Source organism: Metabacillus indicus (genome assembly GCF_046603695.1).
Lineage (GTDB): Bacteria > Bacillota > Bacilli > Bacillales > Bacillaceae > Bacillus_P > Bacillus_P indicus.
Genome location: NZ_CP176757.1, coordinates 3,986,434 through 3,999,830, shown reverse-complemented (window position 1 = coordinate 3,999,830; position 13,397 = coordinate 3,986,434). Strand labels below are relative to the sequence as shown.

The 13,397-nt window shown below is 45.5% G+C and carries 18 protein-coding genes; 13 read left to right on the top strand and 5 right to left on the bottom strand.

What is annotated here, in order from left to right; genetic code table 11:
• Positions 1-145 precede the first annotated feature (145 nt).
• From ACK1LH_RS20335 to ACK1LH_RS20320, 4 genes are all read left to right on the top strand, one after another.
• On the top strand, positions 146-949 hold the full coding sequence (locus tag ACK1LH_RS20335; protein WP_411334170.1) for a glycosyltransferase family 2 protein: 804 nt from the start codon (positions 146-148) through the stop codon (positions 947-949).
• Between the two features lie 107 nt (positions 950-1,056).
• A complete protein-coding gene (locus tag ACK1LH_RS20330; protein ID WP_411334168.1) occupies positions 1,057-1,821 on the top strand; it encodes an SDR family NAD(P)-dependent oxidoreductase in 765 nt (254 codons plus the stop codon).
• A gap of 16 nt (positions 1,822-1,837) precedes the next feature.
• A complete protein-coding gene (locus tag ACK1LH_RS20325; RefSeq protein ID WP_029283208.1) occupies positions 1,838-2,140 on the top strand; it encodes an ArsR/SmtB family transcription factor in 303 nt (100 codons plus the stop codon).
• 15 nt (positions 2,141-2,155) lie between these two features.
• Positions 2,156-2,827: a uracil-DNA glycosylase gene (locus ACK1LH_RS20320; protein ID WP_029283210.1), complete on the top strand. Its 672-nt coding sequence runs from the start codon at positions 2,156-2,158 to the stop codon at positions 2,825-2,827.
• 81 nt (positions 2,828-2,908) lie between these two features.
• Here ACK1LH_RS20320 and ACK1LH_RS20315 read toward each other — a convergent pair whose 3' ends face one another.
• On the bottom strand, positions 2,909-3,256 hold the full coding sequence (locus ACK1LH_RS20315) for a general stress protein (RefSeq protein ID WP_029566559.1): 348 nt from the start codon (positions 3,254-3,256) through the stop codon (positions 2,909-2,911).
• Between the two features lie 322 nt (positions 3,257-3,578).
• On the opposite strand from ACK1LH_RS20315, the gene ACK1LH_RS20310 reads away from it, so the two are divergent.
• The 3 genes from ACK1LH_RS20310 to ACK1LH_RS20300 all read left to right on the top strand — a co-directional run bounded on the left by ACK1LH_RS20310 (position 3,579) and on the right by ACK1LH_RS20300 (position 4,890).
• Positions 3,579-3,869 (top strand): YwdI family protein, encoded by a 291-nt coding sequence (locus ACK1LH_RS20310; RefSeq protein ID WP_029566560.1) that lies wholly within the window; start codon positions 3,579-3,581, stop codon positions 3,867-3,869.
• A gap of 98 nt (positions 3,870-3,967) precedes the next feature.
• Positions 3,968-4,339, top strand: a complete 372-nt coding sequence (locus ACK1LH_RS20305) for a DUF423 domain-containing protein (protein WP_411334166.1) — start codon at positions 3,968-3,970, stop codon at positions 4,337-4,339.
• A gap of 140 nt (positions 4,340-4,479) precedes the next feature.
• A complete protein-coding gene (locus tag ACK1LH_RS20300; protein WP_411334165.1) occupies positions 4,480-4,890 on the top strand; it encodes a hypothetical protein in 411 nt (136 codons plus the stop codon).
• Positions 4,891-4,928: 38 nt separating this feature from the next.
• Here ACK1LH_RS20300 and gerQ read toward each other — a convergent pair whose 3' ends face one another.
• Together gerQ and hemQ are read right to left on the bottom strand one after the other, a co-directional pair.
• A complete protein-coding gene (gene gerQ / locus ACK1LH_RS20295) occupies positions 4,929-5,375 on the bottom strand; it encodes a spore coat protein GerQ (RefSeq protein ID WP_029283222.1) in 447 nt (148 codons plus the stop codon).
• A 179-nt stretch (positions 5,376-5,554) separates the two neighbouring features.
• On the bottom strand, positions 5,555-6,298 hold the full coding sequence (hemQ, locus tag ACK1LH_RS20290; RefSeq protein WP_029283224.1) for a hydrogen peroxide-dependent heme synthase: 744 nt from the start codon (positions 6,296-6,298) through the stop codon (positions 5,555-5,557).
• 251 nt (positions 6,299-6,549) lie between these two features.
• Here hemQ and pta point away from each other — a divergent pair, with 251 nt between their 5' ends.
• Both pta and ACK1LH_RS20280 read left to right on the top strand, forming a co-directional pair.
• Entirely contained in the window at positions 6,550-7,521 is a 972-nt protein-coding gene (pta, locus tag ACK1LH_RS20285) for a phosphate acetyltransferase (RefSeq protein ID WP_029283225.1), read from the top strand.
• 89 nt (positions 7,522-7,610) lie between these two features.
• Positions 7,611-8,453: a biotin/lipoate A/B protein ligase family protein gene (locus ACK1LH_RS20280; RefSeq protein WP_203289190.1), complete on the top strand. Its 843-nt coding sequence runs from the start codon at positions 7,611-7,613 to the stop codon at positions 8,451-8,453.
• 695 nt (positions 8,454-9,148) lie between these two features.
• Here ACK1LH_RS20280 and ACK1LH_RS20275 read toward each other — a convergent pair.
• Positions 9,149-9,904: an RsfA family transcriptional regulator gene (locus tag ACK1LH_RS20275; protein WP_411334161.1), complete on the bottom strand. Its 756-nt coding sequence runs from the start codon at positions 9,902-9,904 to the stop codon at positions 9,149-9,151.
• A 285-nt stretch (positions 9,905-10,189) separates the two neighbouring features.
• Between ACK1LH_RS20275 and ACK1LH_RS20270 the strand changes: the two genes are divergently transcribed.
• From ACK1LH_RS20270 to ACK1LH_RS20260, 3 genes are all read left to right on the top strand, one after another.
• Positions 10,190-10,414, top strand: a complete 225-nt coding sequence (locus tag ACK1LH_RS20270) for a DUF1450 domain-containing protein (protein WP_029283232.1) — start codon at positions 10,190-10,192, stop codon at positions 10,412-10,414.
• Between the two features lie 125 nt (positions 10,415-10,539).
• Complete coding sequence (locus ACK1LH_RS20265) at positions 10,540-11,841, top strand: HD domain-containing protein (RefSeq protein WP_029283234.1); 1,302 nt, start codon at positions 10,540-10,542, stop codon at positions 11,839-11,841.
• Between the two features lie 76 nt (positions 11,842-11,917).
• Entirely contained in the window at positions 11,918-12,424 is a 507-nt protein-coding gene (locus ACK1LH_RS20260) for a YwgA family protein (RefSeq protein WP_029283236.1), read from the top strand.
• Between the two features lie 33 nt (positions 12,425-12,457).
• Here ACK1LH_RS20260 and ACK1LH_RS20255 read toward each other — a convergent pair whose 3' ends face one another.
• The gene (locus ACK1LH_RS20255; protein ID WP_029283238.1) at positions 12,458-12,643 is read right to left on the bottom strand and encodes a 2-hydroxymuconate tautomerase; all 186 of its coding nucleotides are present in this window, start codon (positions 12,641-12,643) and stop codon (positions 12,458-12,460) included.
• A gap of 83 nt (positions 12,644-12,726) precedes the next feature.
• On the opposite strand from ACK1LH_RS20255, the gene ACK1LH_RS20250 reads away from it, so the two are divergent.
• Complete coding sequence (locus ACK1LH_RS20250) at positions 12,727-13,392, top strand: site-2 protease family protein (protein WP_029566569.1); 666 nt, start codon at positions 12,727-12,729, stop codon at positions 13,390-13,392.
• Positions 13,393-13,397 lie beyond the last annotated feature (5 nt).

Here is a 13,397-nt window from a genome sequence, read left to right as displayed (position 1 = left end):
CGCTCCAATACACTTGGTTTGAAAGTGTCACTTTAAAGCGAAAATTGCAACAAGATGGTCTGCTAAATTCGACTGCCAATAAGCATCCCATGCCCGTTTATGGTTTAATGGATTAAAGAAACCAACAGAAATGAGGGGGATAAGCGTGCGAATTTCGATTGTTATTGTGACGTACAACCGGTTATATGCACTGGCGGATCTGCTGGAATCTATTTCCGGCCAGACACGGATGCCGGAAGAAATTATTATTGTGAATGATGGTGGAGAGTCAGTTGACTCCCTGAAGGAGTTTTATCATGAATTACCTATAAAGGTGGTTGATCTGAGAGAGAACTGCGGGCATGTTCATGCGAGGAATGCCGGGATTGAGGCTGCTTCCGGTGATGCCATCATGCTCAGTGATGACGATGATTATTTCACTCCCGGACATTTTGAGCGGATGGCCGGGGAACTTTCAGACGGTGCTCAGTTTGTCTATTCAGATGTGGAAATTGTTACGTTTGAAGAAGAGAATCATGTCCGTCTGCCTGTAAGCAGGAGGCTGTTTGCCTATACATATGATCCGGATGAGATGAGGCGCTTTTCAACCTATGTGCCGTCGGGCAGTCTATATTTAAAAAGCATTCACAGTGAGATTGGCTATTTTGATCCGGAGGTCCACAATTATTGGGACTGGGATTTTTTCCTGCGAGTGTCTGAAGCATTTTCCGTGAAACGGGTTCCGGTGGCAAGCGTCATCTATGCCTTCTCTGCAGGCGGCAGCCATCAGTCTTTTTCCCTTAATGAAAAAAGACAGTCGTTTCTTGAAGTCCTTTGTGAAAAACACGGGCTTGGAAAGCTTCCGCAAAAAAACTTCTTTGTGCTCCTCGAAGAGCCGGAGCTGAAAAAGAGAGAGGCCGAAAGCCGGATTGTCTGGGACGGCAGGCCGATTCGGTCAAGACTGGTTTAACTCCTGCTATGCGGGAGTTTTTTCTTTGTGTTGTTTGACTTTTTTGCACATCCAATATATTATATGTTTAAACATTTAAACAAACAAACAGAAGGAGACCTTAATAAATGAAAACAGTATTGATTACAGGAGCATCAGATGGCATTGGAAAAGAACTTGCTTATAAATATGCACAGGATGGATACCGCTTAGTCCTGGCTGCGCGCAGCGAAGAGATATTACAGAAGCTTGCAGAAGAACTTAAGCCTGCACCTGTCATTGTGAAAAGAAAAGACTTAAGCGATATGAACCAGGTCCGGGAACTGTACGAAGAACTGAAGGCTGAAAGTGTACAGGTAGATGTGCTCGTCAACAACGCAGGATTCGGCCTATACGGAGAATTTGTCCGCACATCTGCTGAAGAAGAGCTCAATATGATTGACCTTAATATTAAATCCATTACGCTGCTTGCCAAGCTGTTTGCACCCGATATGGCCGCCAGAGGTTCCGGTCATATTCTCAATGTTGCGTCGACAGCGGCCTTTCAGCCGGGGCCCCTTATGGCTGTGTATTACGCCACAAAAGCATATGTGTTATCATTTAGTGAAGCCATAGAAAACGAACTTAAAGGGACAGGGGTCAGTGTTTCCGTACTTTGCCCCGGACCGACAAAAACCGGTTTCAGCGACCGTGCCAACCTCGGCCAGTCCAAGCTTTTCAAAAGCGGGGTCATGGATGTCAAAGAGGTGGCGGACGCGGCTTATAAAGGGCTGCACAAGAAGAAAACTGTTATTATCCCTGGACTAAAAAATAAAATGCTCGCAGCAGCCGTACGGTTTATGCCCCGCAAAACGGTAACAGGGGTTGTGAGAAAAACACAGGAACGTGCGTAAGAAAGGTGTGAAGTGAATGGGAGATCAGGCAATTGATACATTTCGATCTTGCATCCCATTATTCCATGCTCTCGGAGATCCCGCGAGACAGGATATAATTTTATTACTGGCAGAAACAGAGCGGCTGACCGTCAACGAAATTGCGGATCAGTCCAGACTTTCAAGACCGGCTATTTCCCACCATCTGAAAATCTTAAAAGATCAGGGACTGGTTGTCACTGAACAGCAAGGAACAAAGCGCTTCTATTCTTTAACACTTGAAGATTCAGTTTCCATGCTGAAAAAACTGATTTCATTAGTAGAAGAAACCTGCATGTGATTGGGGGAAACACAATTGAAACAGCTTCTTCACGACGGCTGGTGGCAGTGGCTTAAACCCGAATTTGAAAAATCCTATTATGCAAAATTGAGAGAATTCCTGAAAGAGGAATACGCATCTGAAACTGTCTACCCTCCCATGAATGATATTTTTCATGCTCTCGATGCAACATCCTACGAGAATGTGAAAGCCGTTATCCTCGGTCAGGACCCATACCACGGGCCGAACCAGGCACACGGGCTGAGTTTTTCTGTGCAAAAAGGAGTGAAGCAGCCTCCTTCACTGCGCAATATTTTTCTCGAACTGAAAGATGATCTCGGATGCGAGCCTCCGGATCACGGCTGCCTCGAAAAATGGGCAGACCAAGGTGTGCTCCTCTTGAATACGGTCCTCACCGTGCGGAAGGGACAGGCTGCCTCCCATAAAGGTCAGGGATGGGAGACCTTTACCGACCGGATCATTGAGCTTTTGAACGAACGGGAACAGCCGGTTGTGTTTATTCTATGGGGAAAGCATGCAGCGGCCAAAAAAGAGCTAATTGATGAAAACAGGCATGTCATCATTGAGTCGCCTCATCCAAGTCCTTTTTCTGCACGCAGAGGGTTCTTCGGAAGCAAACCGTTTTCAAAAACAAACGAAGCACTGCGGAAACTGGGTCGGGATGAAATTGATTGGGAAATAGAATAAGAGTAAACGCCTTGGACCATCCGTTCCCAGGCGCTCTGCATGAAAAAAGGAGGTGCCTCTGCACCTCCTTTTTGTCAGCCATTAAATTCCGCCGGTTACACGGTCACGGTTTGTCACCATCAGAAGAATTTTACCCTCATCAAGCTTTTCTTCATATCGCTCAGCTTCTTCCTTGCTGAATCCGATTTCTTCAAGCTTTGTGCGGAGCTCGTCTCCTTTTTTGCTGAAAATGTTGCCTACTGCGCTGCCTAGACCCATTTCAGAAAGTCCGATTGTGTTGGCGTCCGCATTGCCTGCTACACGGTTGGTGCGCTCGTCGTCGTGTGAGAGAATATAAATATCCTGCTTATCAATACCCTGATTTTTCAGCTCAGTTACATCCTGCTTCAGTACTTCATCATTTGTGTATTCTTTTACTGTCGGTTTCATATTCAATCACTCTCCTATTTGTAATACTAGTTATTTATCACCCGGACTCGTAATGTAAACCTCTTTTTTGCAGGCGGTGTGCAATAACTCCTGCTATAATAGGGGGCAAGGAAAAAGAAAAAGGCAGGATATCAGATGAACGTTCAGCAGATCAACTGTTTAAAATGTGCACATTACTACGTGACCTGGGATAGACAATTTCCTAACGGATGCAGGGCTTTCGGCTTTAAATCAGCTGCAAGGCCATCTGTTGAGGTAAAAAGATCTTCAGGTGAAAATTGCTTAAAATATACGCTCAAAAAATGATAATGGAGGAACGATAATGGATATTCATATTTCAAAGCTGCTTGCAAAAATGGAAAAAGAGGTCCGCATGGCGATGAATGGATCAAGCGAGTCAGAAGTAAGAGAGCGCCTGCTCGCTGTTAAGACTCTGTGCGATCTTGTCCTTGACGAAAAAAGCGGGGAATCTTCAGAACCGTTCAAGCCGAAACTGCAGTCATCAAAGCCTTTAGAAATGGATGCTCTTCAGCTGCAGAAGATGATGGGCGCCTCATCCTTCAATAAGAAAAAAGAAGAGGAAGACTGCGGCGATTCCCTTTTTGATTTCTAATTATCCGTTGACGAATACGCGTCCTGTCTTTGCTTTGCAGGTGCGTTAAGGTAAGATGAAAGCAGATGTCAGATTTTAAAATTGGGGAGAAGATAATTGTGAAACTATTTTTAATACTTGCTGCAGCAAATGCTTTTCTTTCAGTGGCACTCGGTGCATTCGGCGCACACGGACTTGAAGGGAAAATTCCTGAGAGATACTTGAACATCTGGGAAAAAGCCGTCACCTATCAGATGTTTCACGCAGGCGGCCTGTTTGTCATCGCATTTCTCATGGACAAGCTTCCGCAGGCAGGCATGCTGAACTGGGCGGGATGGCTGATGTTTATCGGCATTCTGCTGTTTTCGGGAAGCCTGTACGTTCTTGCTGTTACGCAAATCAGTGTTCTTGGTGCCATCACTCCGCTTGGGGGACTTTCATTCCTTATTGCCTGGGTAATAATTATCATTGCAGCCGTGAAATTCCTGTAATTTGTGTTGAAGAGCTCCGCCTGAGGCGGGGCTTTTTTCATGAGGCCGGCCTATTCGGAGAGAAGAGTTCTAACCGCCTTTTTGCTACCTTTAAAATTCAGCTTCATGGTAAAATAATGAAAAAGGAAGGCGGGAGAAGAGTGAAGAAAATACTGACGATTATTGCGGGTATCATGATCATTGGAGGGCTTGCCGGAGGGTTGAGCTCTGTTTCGACCATCTATAAAACGATGACAGAAGAGAACCAGCAGTATTACGAGCCGTACGGACTTTTTTATATTCAGATGCTTCCCGGCCTGTCGATTTTTGTTTACCTGATAATCGGAGGCAGCCTTCTGCTCGCCGTATCGGCTTTTTTAAAGCGATATGAGGACAGGACGAGCATTATGGAGAGCTATGTTCACACACTTGTGAAAGAAGAGCCCAAACCAGTGCAGAGTACGGTTTCACAGGCAGAACAGGAAACCATTGCGCTTTTTAAACAGGAGAAGCAAAAGGACGTATCGCCTGACGATACAGGCGAAGACGACCTCTATTACTGGAAAGGCTAAAAAAGAGCATACACGGTATATGCTCTAAAGATCTGACCTTATCTAGGCGAATATGACGTCATATCGTATGGATAATAATAGGCGATCTCCTCATCAAACGTAATGTAATCAAGGTAGATGGTCAAAAGCAGGTACCTTTTAGACGTTTTCGGATCACTCAGAATGATATGATCGCGGCCGGCCGCTTCAATCACGCCTTTAAAGATTTTTGAGTTCCACTCTTTGCTGTTTTCAAATGTCATGTAGATCGTCGCAACTTTTCCGCGGTTAAGCCTCAGAATGTTTTCGACATATGATTCTTCAAGCGGCAGCATCCCGCCCTGTGCCTGAGTCGGAGTCTGCTGCTGCCCGCCCTGCATACCTTGCTGTCCGCCGCCCTGCTGCTGTCCAAATTGCTGCTGCTGCCCGAACTGCGGCTGCTGCTGACGGTAATCATATCCATAAGGATTAAAGCCTGCTCCAAACTGATTGAAACCTGAATTCATAATAACCCTCCTTAATCAGTAAGAATTGAATAAACACCAGAATCATTTGCCCCGCGATGGCGCAAAGAAGCAGTGTGACTGGATGAAAGATCAATCTCACTCATTTATAGGTATGAACGGAAAATAAGCGTTATGACACAAAAAAAGCCCCTGCCTGATCCGGCAAGAGCTTGTGAACGTTAAATATGGAAATAGCTGTACAATTTATCTTCAGGAAGAATATTTCCGACAAAGAATGTGCCAAACTCGCCGTAGCGCGCGCTCACTTCATCGAATCTCATCTCATATACAAGCTTTTTGAATTGAAGCACATCATCTGAAAAGAGCGTAACACCCCATTCAAAATCATCAAATCCGACAGATCCTGTAATGATCTGCTTCACTTTGCCGGCATACTGACGGCCAATCATGCCGTGGCTGCGCATCAGGCTTTTGCGTTCTTCCATCGGAAGCATATACCAGTTGTCTTCGCCGTTTCGGCGTTTATCCATCGGGTAGAAGCAGACGTGCTTCGCTTCAGGAAGGGAAGGATACAGACGGGCAAGAACCTGCGGATTCTGATACGGATCTTCTCCTGCAGGCAGGTAGTTGCTCAGCTCCACAACTGATACGTAAGAGAAGGTCGGGAGAGTGTAATCAGCAAGCTTTGATTTATTAAACTCTGTTTCAATGACATTCAGTTCTTCCATCGTAGGGCGCAAAATCATCAGCATAAAGTCGGCTTTTTGTCCGACGATTGAGTACAGCGCCTGACTTCCCTGCTTCTGCTCATCTGCAAGTCCCCATTTTTCAAGCAAACCCTGAAACTCATAAATGGCTGACTGGCGTTCATCGCTGCTTGCCGTTTTCCAGAGCGCCCAGTTCATTGCGCGGAAATCGTGCAGGCAATACCAGCCGTCAAGTGTTTGTGCAGCTTCACTCATGTACGTTCACTCCGTTTCATCATACTTATTTACGCTATTTACTATACCACAGTTTGTCCATGGAATAATGAAATCAGACTCTGCTGCACATATTAAATAAGGATGTTTAAAGGTAAAAATGTTTGTCTATTTAGAAAATAAAGAATTTGTCGTGTAAGCGCTGCATTGGTCCCGGCTTGTTTGAATTTGCCTGAAAGTGGAGTATCCTTGTCTGTAGAGTGTTTGTTTTTAACAAATTAGGAGGTTTTGGAATGTCTGATTTATTTAGTCTTTTAAAAGAGAAAGTATCAGGAAAAGAGCTGAAACTTGTTTTCCCTGAAGGAACGGATGAGCGTATTCTTACAGCTGCAAACCGTCTTGCCGGAGAAGGCATTCTCGTGCCGATTCTTGTCGGAAGCAAAGATGAGATCACAGCAAAAGCGAATGAACTGAATCTTACACTTGAAGGTGTTGAGATCTATGATCCTCAGACATTTGAAGGCATGAATGAGCTTGTGGCATCTTTTGTAGAGCGCCGCAAAGGAAAAGCGACAGAAGAACAGGCTCAAAAGATTCTATTGGATGAAAACTACTTCGGCACAATGCTTGTTTACACAGGGCAAGCACACGGACTTGTAAGCGGCGCGGCGCATTCTACAGCAGATACTGTTCGCCCGGCTCTTCAAATCATTAAAACAAAAGAAGGCATCAAAAAAACATCAGGCGTGTTCATCATGGTGCGCGGCGATGAAAAATATGTCTTTGCAGACTGCGCAATCAACATTGCCCCAGACAGCCAGGACCTTGCTGAAATCGCCATCGAAAGCGCGAAAACAGCAGACATGTTCAACATTGAGCCAAGAGTGGCGATGCTCAGCTTTTCAACAAAAGGCTCAGCTAAATCACCTGAAACAGAGCGTGTAGCAGAAGCTGTGAAAATTGCAAAAGAAATGGACCCGACGCTTGTGCTTGACGGCGAATTCCAATTTGACGCTGCGTTCGTACCTTCCGTGGCAGCTTCTAAAGCTCCGGACTCCGTTCTTAAAGGCGACGCTAACGTATTTGTTTTCCCAAGCCTTGAAGCAGGCAACATCGGCTACAAAATCGCTCAGCGCCTGGGCAACTTTGAAGCAGTAGGCCCAATCCTGCAGGGACTGAATGCACCGGTTAACGACTTGTCACGCGGATGCAACGCAGAAGATGTATACAAACTTGCATTGATTACTGCCGGACAGGCAATCTAATCGTACGGAAAGAGACAGCGGCCGCTGTCTCTTTTTTCTGATCACATGCTATAATGAACATGTTTATAAACGCTAAGGAGTCTACGAAGATGTCTTTTGAAACATTGCTGAAACAGGATGAATGGAAAATTGTCGACCAGTCCAGTCTCGGGCCGCATTTTGATGCGAGGCAGTCCTTTGCCATGGATGACACCTTATGCGCTGCTGTCGGAAACGGCACATCGCCTGCAACGGCGAGAACATGGGTGCACCACAAAACGGTTGTACTCGGCATTCAGGACACAAAGCTTCCTTATTTGCAGGATGGCATAGCTTTTCTGAAGGAGCAGGGCTACAGGGTCATCGTCCGGAACTCCGGCGGTCTCGCTGTTGTACTTGATGAGGGTGTCCTCAACATTTCGCTTATTTTTCCTGAAACAGATAAAGGAATTGATATAAACCGCGGCTATGACACGATGTGGGATCTGATCAAACGGATGCTGAAGCCCTACAATGCGGAGATTGAAGCCCGCGAGATAACCGGCTCGTACTGCCCAGGCAGCTATGACCTCAGCATTGACGGGAAAAAGTTCGCAGGGATCTCGCAGCGCAGACTGCGCGGAGGAATTGCCGTTCAGATCTATCTGTGTGCAGATGGAAGCGGTTCAGAGCGTGCTGAGCTCATCCGCAGGTTTTATGAACTTGCCAAAAAAGGAGAGCAGACAAAATTTGCGTATCCCGAAATTGTTCCGGAAACAATGGCTTCATTAAGCGAGCTGCTTCAGGACGGCATCACGGTGCAGTCGCTGATGCTTTCTTTTCTGAAGACACTGAAGGAACTGAGCGGCAGAATCTACTCAGCATCCCTTTCTGTTGATGAGCAGGTGCTGTTTGAAAAAAACCTGCTTCGGATGTATGACAGAAATGAGAAGGTATTTGGGACAGTTCAATAGATGGCAAAAAGCAGGCAGGAGGGGATCTTGCCTGTTTTTTTCGTATTCGTCTTAGCTGTACGAAAGTTTGTGCTGCAGATATCAGGTTTAAGAGCACTAACGCGTTTTCCCTGACAAGAGTTTGTGCTGTTAACAAGGTTTAAGAGCACTAACGCATTTTCCCTGATAAGAGTTTGTGCTGCTAACAAGGTTTAAGAGCACTAACGCGTTTTCCCTGATAAGAGTTTGTGCTGTTAACAAGGTTTAAGAGCACTAACGCGTTTTCCCTGATAAGAGTTTGTGCTGTTAACAAGGTTTTAGAACACTTACACGTCTTTCCTGATAAGAGTTTGTGCTGCTAACAAGGTTTAAGAGCACTAACGCGTTTTCCCTGATAAGAGTTTGTGCTGCTAACAAGGTTTTAGAACACTTACACGTCTTTCATGATAAGAGTTTGTGCTGCTAACAAGGTTTAAGAACACTTACACGTCTTCCGAGAGAAGAGTTTGTGCTGCAAACCAGTTTTAAGAGCACTAACGCATCTTCCCAGAAAAGAGTTTGTGCTCCAAACCACTCTTAACAACACTAACGCCCCAACACGATCCGCCGTTAGTGCTCCAAAACTCTTTTTCAAGCACCTTTTCCCTTTTGGTGGTAAATATCCCGTAAATTGTATCTAGAACTAAAAAAGATGCCCCATCAGGACATCTTTTGCATCACTCCGCCAGCTTCTCCAAATTGCCGTTCCGGTCCATTTTGAACTTTGTGGCCGGACGCTCTTCTTCTTCAAATAAGACAAGCTTTCTTGCACGGTTCATGATTTTCATGAGTGTTTCGTAATCTTCCTGCACCATGACGGTATCCTGCTCGAGCTGTGATACTTTTACAGCAAGGTCCTGGTTCCGCATGGAAAGCTCGTAGTTTTCGCGCTTTAATCTCTCATTCTCAAGTTTCAGTGCATTTACGTGCTCGTTTGACTGAGAATATGATTCTAGAAATGAAATGACCTGGTTCATGGTCAGTTCGGCTGGTGCTGAAGTCACCGAAGGTACAGAAGGTCTGCGGGCTGTAAATGGAATCTCATAGGTTTCTTCCATGTGCACATCTTCCTGGTAGGCAGGGTGTGTCACAGCAGGCAGTTCTTCTTGTTCATAGACAGCCGTATGGGTTTCCTCAGGTACAGTCTCTGTTTCAGGCGGAGAGTAGAGCAGCTGCTTTTTGGCAGGCTGGCCTTTTCCGGCTGCGCGCATTTTCTGCTTGCGCTGTTTTTTTGCCAGCTGAAGCGCTTTTTCATAGTTATGGCGGACAACGGCGTTCCAGCGGAATCCGCAGGCGGCCGACGTGCGGTTAAGCTTGTCTCCTACTTCTTCAAAGGCATTCAGCTGCGTGCTTCCTTCACGCACATGGCGGAGGACGGTTTCAGCCAATAACAGATCATCTTCTTCTGACCAGGCGTCTTGTCGCTGTTTCATGTGTTCCAACTCCCTTAATAAAAGTGTAGATAGAATAATTTCTTAAGATGCGAAGCAGATAAAATGTGCATCCGCTTTTCATTAGATAAATAGTTGTGTATTTTCTTGTTACCATTCTGGCCAGATTGGGCGGGTTTTATACAAAAACTTTACAAGGATAGTAGATTTTCCGAAAAGGGATTCTTTCTAGAAGTTATTTCCCCCGGCTTGCATTGGCGTTCAAATAGCTGTAAAATACCAAATAGTGTTTGAACGTGATTCACAGAAGGAAAGGGTTGTAAGACAGTGGCAAATGAATTCAGAATATGCGACGATTGCCAGGCAACCAACATGAAGACGTTGCTGCCGCGCCTGAAAAAAGTGGATCCTGATGCGAAAATTGACATCGGGTGCCAGTCATACTGCGGTCCAGGCAGAAAAAAATCGTTTGCGTTTGTTAATAACCGTCCGCTATCAGCTCCGAATGAGGACGAGCTGATCGTTAAAATTGAAACAAAATTGAAGAAATAATATCACCATTGGCACATCCTGCAGTGGTGATTTTTTTATCGGATTCATTTTGAAAATAATGGTTGAAGCCATCATTTCCAAATCGATATAATGGATACAAGTCAAGATGGAAGAGGGAACTTTAAGTGGCCATTAGCGGAAAGCTTTCTGAGGAAAAAGTGTTTAAAGATCCGGTACACAGATATATCCATGTAAGGGACAAGCTGATTTGGGATCTGATTGGAACGAAAGAGTTTCAAAGGCTCCGCAGGATCAGACAGCTCGGAACGACCTACCTTGTCTTCCACGGAGCAGAACACAGCCGGTTTAATCATTCTTTAGGAGTCTATGAAATTGTGCGGAGAATCGTAGATGACGTGTTTAAAGGACGTCCTGAGTGGAATGATGACGACAGGCTTCTTTCGCTTTGCGCAGCCCTTCTGCACGATTTGGGGCACGGTCCGTTTTCGCATTCATTTGAAAAAGTGTTTCACATGGATCATGAACAATTTACACGGGAGATTCTGACGGGTGATACAGAAGTGAACGCCGTCCTGCGCCAGATGGGTGACGATTTCCCGAAAAAGGTGGCCGAAGTGATCGGCAAAACGTATGAGAATAAGCAGGTCGTCAGCCTCATTTCGAGCCAGATTGACGCCGACCGGATGGATTACCTGCAGCGGGATGCTTATTTTACAGGAGTCAGCTACGGACATTTTGATATGGAGCGGATACTCAGGGTCATGAGGCCGCGCGAAGATCAGGTGGTCATTAAGCAAAGCGGGATGCACGCTGTAGAAGATTACATTATGAGCAGATATCAGATGTACTGGCAGGTGTATTTTCATCCTGTCACACGGAGTGCAGAGGTTATCCTGACAAAAATTCTGCACCGTGCCAAGCAGCTTCACAAAGACTATTACACATTCAGGCAGGACCCGGTCCACTTTTATTCTATTTTTGAAGAGGAAGTCACCACGGAGGATTATCTGAAGCTTGATGAGTCCGTTGTGATGTATTATTTCCAGCAGTGGCAGGAGGAAGCGGATCCGATTCTGAGCGACCTTTGCAGAAGGTTCATGAACAGGAATCTGTTTCAATATGCGGAGTTTAATCCTGCTGCAACAGTGGAAATGAAGAAGCTGATGGAGCTTACAGCTTTGTTTAAAAAAGCAGGCATCGACCCTGACTATTATCTTGTAGTGGATTCATCGTCTGATCTTCCTTACGATTTTTACCGTCCGGGAGAGGAAGAGGAGCGTCTTCCGATTCATCTGCAGCTGCCAAACGGGGATTTGCGGGAGCTTTCCCGCCAGTCGGAGATTGTAGATGCGATATCAGGAAAGCGCAGAACCGACCACAAGCTGTATTTTCCATTAGATCTCATAAAGGATATGTCATCAAAACGAACAGCGAAGAAACGGATTATGGAATTGCTGAATGTTTAGGCCGGGAGCGGGCCGCTTCAGTACACAATAAAAAGAGAGAGATACTGTGAAAATACAAGGTTAGGAGTGTTGGGGTTTGCTGAATGAACACGCAAAGCTGATGAAGGTCTTTTCTTCTTCGGGTGAGATTACCGGACGGAAAAAGCTGCAGAAGATGATCTACATAGCCAAAAAGATCAATCTTCCTTTTTATGAAAAGTATGATTTTCACTTTTACGGACCATATTCAGAGGAACTGACGCTAAGGATTGAAGAGCTCTGCAATCTCGGGTTTCTGAATGAAATGCACGAGAAAAAAGGCGGATATTTTCAGTACCGCTATTCCCTGACAGAGTCGGGCGAAGAGTTTCTTGCCAATTATGAGCCGGACATGCCGCCGATGCAGGAATGCATGCAGGATTTAAACGACCAGTCTGCCAGATTCCTCGAGCTTGTCTCTACCGTTCTGTACTTTGATTCCCTTGAAAAAGAGGAAGTGAAAGAAAAGGTCTTTACGCTTAAGAGCAAGCAGAAATATACAGAAGAAGAAATCGGCCAGGCGTATGAGTACATAGAGGCGATTCGTACGAAGGCTTTTCAATAGAAAATCCCCCGGGCTCTGCCGGGGGATTTTTGCTTACTGATCGCTGAGGCGTTTTCCGCCAACTCCATAATGATTTTTGCTCATTTCTTCAATAAATACAGCGATTTTCTCCGCAGGAGCGCCTGTTGTTTCGGATACAGCTGCAGTTACTTTTTCAACTAGTGCTTTTTTCTGGTCTTCTGTGCGGCCTTCAAGCATTTTTACAGTTACGTATGGCATTGTCACACTCTCCTTTTTGTATTCTAGGTGGATTCTTCTATAGTATACTTGAAGGAGAATAGAATGTTTAGCGAGGAGAATGATTGGTGGAATTTTTGGCGTTTGATTTAGAGCTCATTCCGTACGTTGTGATTGTGCTTGCCATTGCGTTTTCGGTGCATGAGTTTGCCCATGCGTATGTAGCCTTTAAATTTGGAGATCCTACTGCAAAGAATCAGGGAAGGCTGACACTGTCGCCGCTGAAGCATCTTGATCCGTTCGGGACGATTTTGATATTTATTGCGGGCTTCGGGTGGGCGAGGCCGGTTCCGGTCAACCGGTTTTATTTTAAAAAGCCGCGGCTTGCCGGAATTCTCGTATCGGCTGCCGGGCCCCTCAGCAATTTGCTCGTCGCTTTTATTGGCCTGGCGTTATGGTATATACTTTTGAGTACAGGGGTTTTGACCGGTTTGTCATCAGGTATGGCAGAAAGTCTGGAGCAGTTTTTTAACATCCTTGTGGGATTAAATATTACCCTGTTCATTTTCAACCTGTTTCCGTTTCCGCCGCTTGACGGATACCGGATCATTGAAGATCTGGCGCCTTCGCGCATCCGGGCGAAAATGACGCAGTTTGAAAACTACGGGATTGTTGTTTTTTTGATTTTAGTTCTGACACCGCTTGACGAATACACGATTCAGCCGGCGTTTTCATATGGAACGGATGCTGTGCTGACGGTTTTTCAAACAATACTCACCCCGTTTTTCTAGGAGGT